6 protein-coding genes, 2 rRNA genes and 1 other RNA gene are annotated in these 7,361 nt (G+C 62.4%); 2 read left to right on the forward strand and 7 right to left on the reverse strand.

From position 1 onward, the window contains the following. Positions 1-34: 34 nt before the first annotated feature. An RNA gene (gene rnpB, locus ACE039_RS11910) (RNase P RNA component class A) lies at positions 35-439 on the reverse strand. Between the two features lie 143 nt (positions 440-582). Between rnpB and ACE039_RS11915 the strand changes: the two genes are divergently transcribed. Then, complete coding sequence (locus ACE039_RS11915; protein ID WP_485822452.1) at positions 583-2,412, forward strand: ATP-binding cassette domain-containing protein; 1,830 nt, start codon at positions 583-585, stop codon at positions 2,410-2,412. A 143-nt stretch (positions 2,413-2,555) separates the two neighbouring features. Here ACE039_RS11915 and pyrC read toward each other — a convergent pair whose 3' ends face one another. Together pyrC and ACE039_RS11925 are read right to left on the reverse strand one after the other, a co-directional pair. Continuing rightward, on the reverse strand, positions 2,556-3,620 hold the full coding sequence (gene pyrC / locus ACE039_RS11920; RefSeq protein WP_105555530.1) for a dihydroorotase: 1,065 nt from the start codon (positions 3,618-3,620) through the stop codon (positions 2,556-2,558). 9 nt (positions 3,621-3,629) lie between these two features. After that, on the reverse strand, positions 3,630-4,823 hold the full coding sequence (locus ACE039_RS11925; protein WP_105555531.1) for a M20 aminoacylase family protein: 1,194 nt from the start codon (positions 4,821-4,823) through the stop codon (positions 3,630-3,632). Positions 4,824-4,970: 147 nt separating this feature from the next. Here ACE039_RS11925 and ACE039_RS11930 point away from each other — a divergent pair, with 147 nt between their 5' ends. Continuing rightward, positions 4,971-5,249, forward strand: a complete 279-nt coding sequence (locus ACE039_RS11930; protein ID WP_006217453.1) for an SWIB/MDM2 domain-containing protein — start codon at positions 4,971-4,973, stop codon at positions 5,247-5,249. Between the two features lie 260 nt (positions 5,250-5,509). On the opposite strand, the gene ACE039_RS11935 is transcribed toward ACE039_RS11930, so the two are convergent. From ACE039_RS11935 to rrf (ACE039_RS11950), 4 genes are all read right to left on the reverse strand, one after another. Further along, complete coding sequence (locus ACE039_RS11935; RefSeq protein WP_485822453.1) at positions 5,510-5,647, reverse strand: hypothetical protein; 138 nt, start codon at positions 5,645-5,647, stop codon at positions 5,510-5,512. Positions 5,648-6,060: 413 nt separating this feature from the next. Continuing rightward, entirely contained in the window at positions 6,061-6,426 is a 366-nt protein-coding gene (locus tag ACE039_RS11940; RefSeq protein WP_199196724.1) for a DUF4870 family protein, read from the reverse strand. A gap of 241 nt (positions 6,427-6,667) precedes the next feature. After that, positions 6,668-6,780, reverse strand: a 5S ribosomal RNA gene (rrf, locus tag ACE039_RS11945). Between the two features lie 239 nt (positions 6,781-7,019). Next, positions 7,020-7,132: ribosomal RNA gene (gene rrf, locus ACE039_RS11950) — 5S ribosomal RNA — on the reverse strand. Positions 7,133-7,361 lie beyond the last annotated feature (229 nt).

Here is a 7,361-nt window from a genome sequence, read left to right on the forward strand (position 1 = left end):
CGTCAAGCCTGGCCAACTCGCGAGTGGGAATTCGATGCAAGACGAGTCTATAGGCCGGATTCTGTACACCAGGTTTCCCTGGCGGACGATCATTCCTCTGCGCGGATCATTGCTGAGCCGCTCTAGCCACCTACCCGCATGCTTGGACGGAGCCGCCCTTCGCGACCCGAGGGCCGCACGCATGCCTATTTGATGTTGCTCCGGGTAGAGGTTGCCGCGTTTCACCCTGCGATGCCGCCCTTCGTTGCCGAATGGCGAGACACGGAGATGGCCGTATCTGTGCGTGCAAGCACGCCCGCGCCGCAGTCTCGTCTCTGTGGCCCTATTCCTCAACCGCGCCCGAGGACGCGGCCGGACGGCCGTTAGCCGTTACCCTGCCCTATGGAGTCCGGACCTTCCTCGATGGATTCGCATCCACCGCGATCGCCCGACCCGCCTTGCGGTGGCTATTCTATTACAGGTTGCCGCTCCGTCCCCCACGACAGCGCCAAGGGGATGCGCCGACCACCCGCAAACGGGCTTGCGGGGTTCCTGCGACAATACGCCCTGATCCGCTTAGACGCCGCAAAAACGACCCGATACATGGCCCTCGCTACTCTCATCACTCTTACCGACATCCAGCTGGCCTATGGCCACCACCCGCTGCTGGACCACGCCGACTTCGCCATCCAGGCCGGCGAGCGCATCGGCCTCATCGGCCGCAACGGCGCGGGCAAGTCGTCGCTGCTGAGGTTGCTGGACGGCAGAACGCTTCCAGACGACGGCGACATCGCCCGCAGCTCGGGTCTGCGCGTCGCCACGGTCGAACAAGAGCCCGAGCTGGACGAAAACGCCACGGTATTCGATGTCGTCTGCAACGTGGAAGGCGACCACGAAGACTGGCAACGCCCCTCGCGCGTGCGCGCCATACTGGAAAAACTGGGCCTGCCCGCTGACGTGCAGATCGCCGGCCTGTCCGGCGGCACCCGCAAGCGCGTCGCCCTGGCGCGCGCCCTTGTCGAAGAGCCCGACCTCCTGCTGCTGGACGAACCCACCAACCACCTCGACTTCGACGGCATCGCCTGGCTGGAAGAGATGCTGCGCAGCTGGCGCGGCGCCGCGGTCATCATCACCCACGATCGCCGCTTCCTGGACGCCGTTACCACTCGCATCGTCGAACTGGACCGCGGCCGCCTGCTCAGTTTCCCGGGCAACTTCTCCCAGTGGCAAGAGCGCAAGGCCCAGTGGCTGGAATCCGAGCGCCTGGAACAAGCCCGTTTCGACAAGCTCCTGGCGCAAGAGGAAGTCTGGATCCGCAAAGGCGTCGAAGCCCGCCGCACCCGCAATGAAGGCCGGGTACGCCGCCTGGAAAGCCTGCGCGTGCAGCGCGCCGAGCGCCGTGAGCGCATCGGTGACGTCTCGCTGGCGCTGGCGGAAGGCCAGCGCTCGGGCAAGCTCGTGGCCGAACTTGAACATGTCGGTAAGACCTTCGGCGACAAGATCGTGGTGGACGACTACTCCACAACCATTCTGCGCGGCGACCGTATCGGCATCATCGGCCCCAACGGCGCCGGCAAGACCACCCTGCTAAAGCTCATCCTGGGCGAAATGCAGCCGGACACCGGCACCACGCGCCGGGGCACCAACGTGGCGGTGGCCTACTTCGACCAAATGCGCGCGCAGCTGGACGAAAACGCTTCGCTCGTCGACATCATCAGCCCGGGCAGCGAATGGGTCGAAATCGGCGGCACCCGCAAGCATGTCATGACGTACCTGGGCGACTTCCTGTTTTCGCCCGCCCGCGCCGGTTCCCCGGTGCGCAGCCTGTCCGGCGGCGAACGCGCCCGCCTGTTGCTGGCGCGCCTGTTCGCCCGCCCCGCGAACGTGCTGGTGCTGGACGAACCCACCAACGACCTGGACATCGAAACGCTGGAACTGCTGGAAGAACTGCTCCAGGAATACGCCGGCACCGTACTCCTTGTCAGCCATGATCGCGCGTTTCTGAACAACGTCGTCACGCAGACCATCGCCTACGAGGGCGAAGGCCGGTGGCGCGACTACGTCGGCGGCTACGACGAATGGGTTGCCCAGCGCCCCGCCGCCCGCCCGGCCCACGCCGCCGATGCGGACGCCGACGCCAAGCCCGTCGACGAAAGCGCCGCGCGTGGCAAGGTCGCGAAATCCAAGCCGGCCAAGGCGACCAAGATAAACGCATGGGACTTGCGCGAACTCGAAGGCTTGCCCGACGCCATCGCCGCCCTGGAAGCGAAGCAGGCTGAACTGGCCGGGAAACTGGCGGACGGAAGCCTTTACCGCGATGCCCCCGCCGAAGTCGATCGCATCAATGGCGAACTCGCCAAATTGGAAAGCGAACTCGAAGAACGATTCGCCCGCTGGGAATTGCTGGAAGCGCGCCGCGACGGCACGCTCTGATGGCACGCTCTGATGTCAACCGCTGACGTCGCCCTCTATATATAGAGCGCTTTCATCACGCGGTAAAAAAACGGGGGAACGGCGCACAGCCGCTCCCCCGCTTGTTATTCGCCGATACGCGCCGCTTCCGGCGCATCGGTTGTTCAGACTTTGGCGCGCCAGGCCAGCGCTTCGCCAGCCGCCAGCGGCACCAGCGTCGTGTTGCCAAATTCCAGCTCGTCCGGCACCTGGTACGTTTCGCGCAGCAAGGTCAACGTGCCGGTGTTCCGCGGCAGGCCATAGAAGTCCGGGCCGTGGAAGCTGGCAAAACCCTCCAGCTTATCCAGTTTGCCCGCCGCTTCAAACGCCGTCGCGTACAGCTCCATCGCATGCAGTGCCGTGTAGCAGCCGGCACAGCCGCACGCATGTTCCTTCAAACCACGCGCGTGCGGCGCACTGTCGGTGCCCAGGAAAAACCGCGGGCTGCCACTCGTGGCGGCCTCGACCAGCGCCAGGCGATGCGTCTCGCGCTTCAAGATCGGCAGGCAATAAAAATGCGGACGCACACCGCCCTGGAAGATCGCATTACGGTTGTACAGCATGTGCTGCGGCGTGATCGTCGCCGCGATCGGCCCTTCGGCGTCGCGCACATATTCCGCGCCTTCCTTCGTCGTGATGTGTTCGAACACCACCTTCAAAGCCGGAAACGCGCGGCGCAGCGGCTTCATGACGCGCTCCACGAAAATCGCCTCGCGGTCGAACACATCAATCGCCGGGTCGGTTACTTCACCGTGCACCAGTAGCGGCATGCCGCACTTTTCCAAGGCCTCCAACGCCTTCGCGCACTTGCCGAGCAAATCAGTGACGCCCGCGTCGGAGTTGGTCGTCGCCCCGGCCGGATACAGCTTCACCGCATAGACCTGGCCCGACTCGTGCGCGCGGAAGATCTCTTCCGCCGAGGTGTTGTCGGTCAGATAAAGCGTCATCAGCGGCGTGAAGGCGCCCGGGTTGCCACCGGCTTTGCGCAATGCCTCCAGGATCCGGCCGCGATAGGCCAGCGCCTGCTCGGTGGTCGTCACCGGCGGCCTCAGGTTCGGCATGATGATGGCGCGCGCGAACTGGCGCGCGGTATCCGCCACCACGGCTTCCAGCGCCGCGCCATCGCGCAAGTGCAGGTGCCAATCGTCGGGGCGGGTGATCGTGAGTTGATTCGTGTTGGGAGTAGACATGGAAGCTTCTTAATCTGCCAGCGGCATGCCCCGTTCTGCCAGCGCGCAAAACATCGCGCTGCCCAGGGGAATGACGGCATCGTTGAAATCAAAATGCGAGTTATGCAGCACGCAGCCCGACTCGGCGCCGCCTTGGCCCAGACGGAAATACGCACCGGGCTTGCTTTGCAACATGAACGAAAAATCCTCGGAACCCATCGACGGTACCAGATCGCGCACTACGTTTTCCTTGCCGATCATCTCGGTCGCGATGTCGGCCACCAGATTCGCGTGCTGCGGCGTGTTCAAGGTTGCGGGGTAGATGCGCTCGTAAATCAGCTCGGCCGAACCACCAAACGCGCCGGCGATCGCCGTAACCAGTTCACGCATGCGGGTCTCGACCATTTCCTGGACCGACTTGCGAAACGTCCGCACCGTGCCCACCAACTTGGCTTCACGCGGGATCACGCTCATTGCGCCCGGATGCCCGGCCTGCATGGACCCGATGGACACTACCGCCGAATCCAGCGGGTTCACATTGCGCGACACGATGGTCTGCAAGGCCGTGATGATCTGCCCCGCGATCGTCACGGGGTCAATCGTCTGATACGGGTGCGCGCCGTGGCCGCCACGGCCCGTGATCTGGATCTCGAAGCGGTCTGCCGCAGCCATCATCGGCCCCGGGTTGATGCCGATCGTGCCGGGGCGCAGGCCCGGCCAGTTATGCAAGGCGTAGATCGCGTCGCACGGGAACGTGTCGAACAAGCCATCCTCAAGCATGGCACGGGCGCCACCGCGCCCCTCTTCGGCCGGCTGGAATATCAGCACCGCCGTGCCGTCGAAATTCCGCGTTTGCGCCAGGTATTTCGCGGCCCCGATCAATACGGCGGTATGGCCGTCATGGCCGCAGCCGTGCATCAGGCCCGGCTTGGTGGACTTGTGGCCGAAGTCGTTGTCCTCCGTCATGGGCAACGCATCCATGTCGGCGCGCAGCCCGATCATGCGCCCACTGTCGCAGCGCTTGCCCCGGATCACACCCACCACGCCCGTCTTGCCGATGCCGCGATGCACCTCGATGCCCAGCGCCTCCAGCGCGCCGGCCACGATCCCGGAGGTGCGGACTTCCTCGAAGCCTAACTCGGGATGTGCATGCAAATCGCGCCGCAGCGCCGTCAATTCGTCATGAAACAGGCGAATTGATTCCAAAGGAGATCGTGCGTACATAGGAGGTTACAGAATGACGTGGTAGGGGGGACAGTCTGTGCATTTTAGTTGCTACAGAGGATAAATGCCTTTGTCTTTACGAGAGAGACACGTTATGCTCCGGCCGCAGGACAATTTTTCCAACAGCCAGAGAAGGAGCGCCGCATTATGGCCACAACCTCCAAACCCGCGACCGCGCGCAAGCCGAACGCTGCATTCATGAAGCCCCTGACCCCCAGCGCCGAATTGGCCGCTGTCATCGGCTCGGAAGCCGTGCCGCGTACCGAGGTCACCAAGAAGATCTGGGAATACATCAAGAAGCACAACCTGCAAGATGCCAGCAACAAGCGCAACATCAACGCCGATGCCAAGCTGCGTCCGATCTTTGGCAAGGATCAGGTCACGATGTTCGAACTGACCAAACTGGTCAACGCACATCTGAAGTAAGCAGGCAAAGGGCGTACCCCGTACGTCCCTGCCTCTTGGATTGTCGCGACGCCCTGGCTCTCCGCCGGGCTAGCACCCCCTCCCTCGCGCAAGCTCCATCTCCCGCGCGAAAGCCGGCTCCGCGTTCCGCGGACATGGCATTCCCCTTCCGTATTCTTCTTTGGCAGTTCCCTTCGATCCCCATCGGGCTGAACGCTAGGATTGGCGCGCCTCTTCAAGCAACCGCGCTCTCGGAATGCAGCACCTTCCGGACGCTGCGCTTACGAGCGCGCATCAAGCGCGCCCAACGCAACGCCCTGCCCGTCGACCGCGGCCTGCAATACCAATGCCGCATCATTGAACACGGCGCCCTGCGACAGGTCCAGCGCCACCTCCGCATGCTCGCACCATTGCTGCACCCCTAGCGGGGTTGATCATGCAGTAGTGTCATCGCTGCTCCAGAGCGGCAAGGAACTCGTCACCCGCAAATCCACACCAGGATAGTGGGTTCAAAACGCAGAGCTCCACAGCGGCCTGCGTGAAACTCACACGGCACGCTGCATGAACACCCGCAGCTCCGCGTCGTCCTGAAATGAACGGGCGTTAAACCCGGAAATCCCCTCGCTGATCGTGGTCATGTTCGCGCAGGTCCTGGCGCCTGGCGCAAGCCCCTCCAATGCACCCAGGGCAGTTCGCATCCAGGCGGCGGTCTTCGGTGTATCGATGCTTGTCGTCGCCGCCTATGTCGTCCTGTCCTAGCCCTTCGGACAAAGGCGCATGAAAAAGGCCGGCGAACTCGCCGGCCTCTCGCTTTGCCACAACGGATACGAAATCAGGTGTAAGTCGTGGGCGCGGCGCCTTCCAGCAATGCCAGCCAGCCTTTGATCAGGCGGTACAGGACCCACACCACCGTCGCGATCAGGCCGATCCAGCCAATGAAGATGTACACGGCAATCCCGCTGATGGCCAGCCACAACATGGCCCACCAGAAGGTGCGCAGCATCCAGTCGAAGTGGGCGGCGTAAACCGTGCCGGCGGCTTCCGAGCGCTTCAGATACATCAGCACCACGGCAGCCAAGGTCGCGATGCCCAGAATTCCACTCGTCAAAAAGCCCAAGGCAAACAAGCCGTAAGCCACGTGGGTCAACGTGCGCAGATCTAATTTCGTACCGGGCACGGGGGTCTGGGTATCACTCACGATAACGCTCCAACGAATTGACTCGGTCAATCTTACCGCACAAAGCCCCCCTGCCCACGGGCGTTGTTATTTGGGCACATTCAGCATTGGCGCGGCTTGCAGCCTGGTTGACTGCCAAGCGAAGGCCTCTCTCGGCAGTCCAATGACGAGCCGAATCTGAGCAGGATTCCCGGTGATATCCATCAGTCATCGCCCAAAGACAAAGCCCCGCCGGATACCGGCGGGGCTTTGAGGGGTAAGAGCTTGACGATGACCTACTTTCACAGACGTCCGTCCACTATCATCGGCGCGAAGGCGTTTCACTGTCCTGTTCGGGATGGGAAGGAGTGGTACCACCTTGCTATGGTCGTCAAGCGTAACTGCTTGAGCGGCTGCCGACTGCATCAGCCGCTCGAATCTTGGTTTACTGCCGCAGACTTGTCCGAAGACCGGTCCGGATACTGCCGGGGTACAACCTCAGCGTTGCTTCAGTACAGCAACGGAACCGCTCTACGCACATGAGGGCAAACAACGCCGCTACCATTTACGCATGGGTTCTCACTATACAAAGACAAAACCCCACAGGATTACCTGTGGGGTTTTGCGGAATAAAAGCCTGACGATGACCTACTTTCACAGACGTCCGTCCACTATCATCGGCGCGAAGGCGTTTCACTGTCCTGTTCGGGATGGGAAGGAGTGGTACCACCTTGCTATGGTCGTCAAGCGTAACTGCTTGAGCGGCTGCCGACTGCATCAGCCGCTCGAATCTTGGTTTACTGCCGCAGACTTGTCCGAAGACCGGTCCGGATACTGCCGGGGTACAACCTCAGCGTTGCTTCAGTACAGCAACGGAACCGCTCTACGCACATGAGGGCAAACAACGCCGCTACCATTTACGCATGGGTTCTCACTATACAAAGACAAAACCCCACAGGATTACCTGTGGGGTTTTG

The organism is Achromobacter maghribensis, assembly GCF_057334215.1.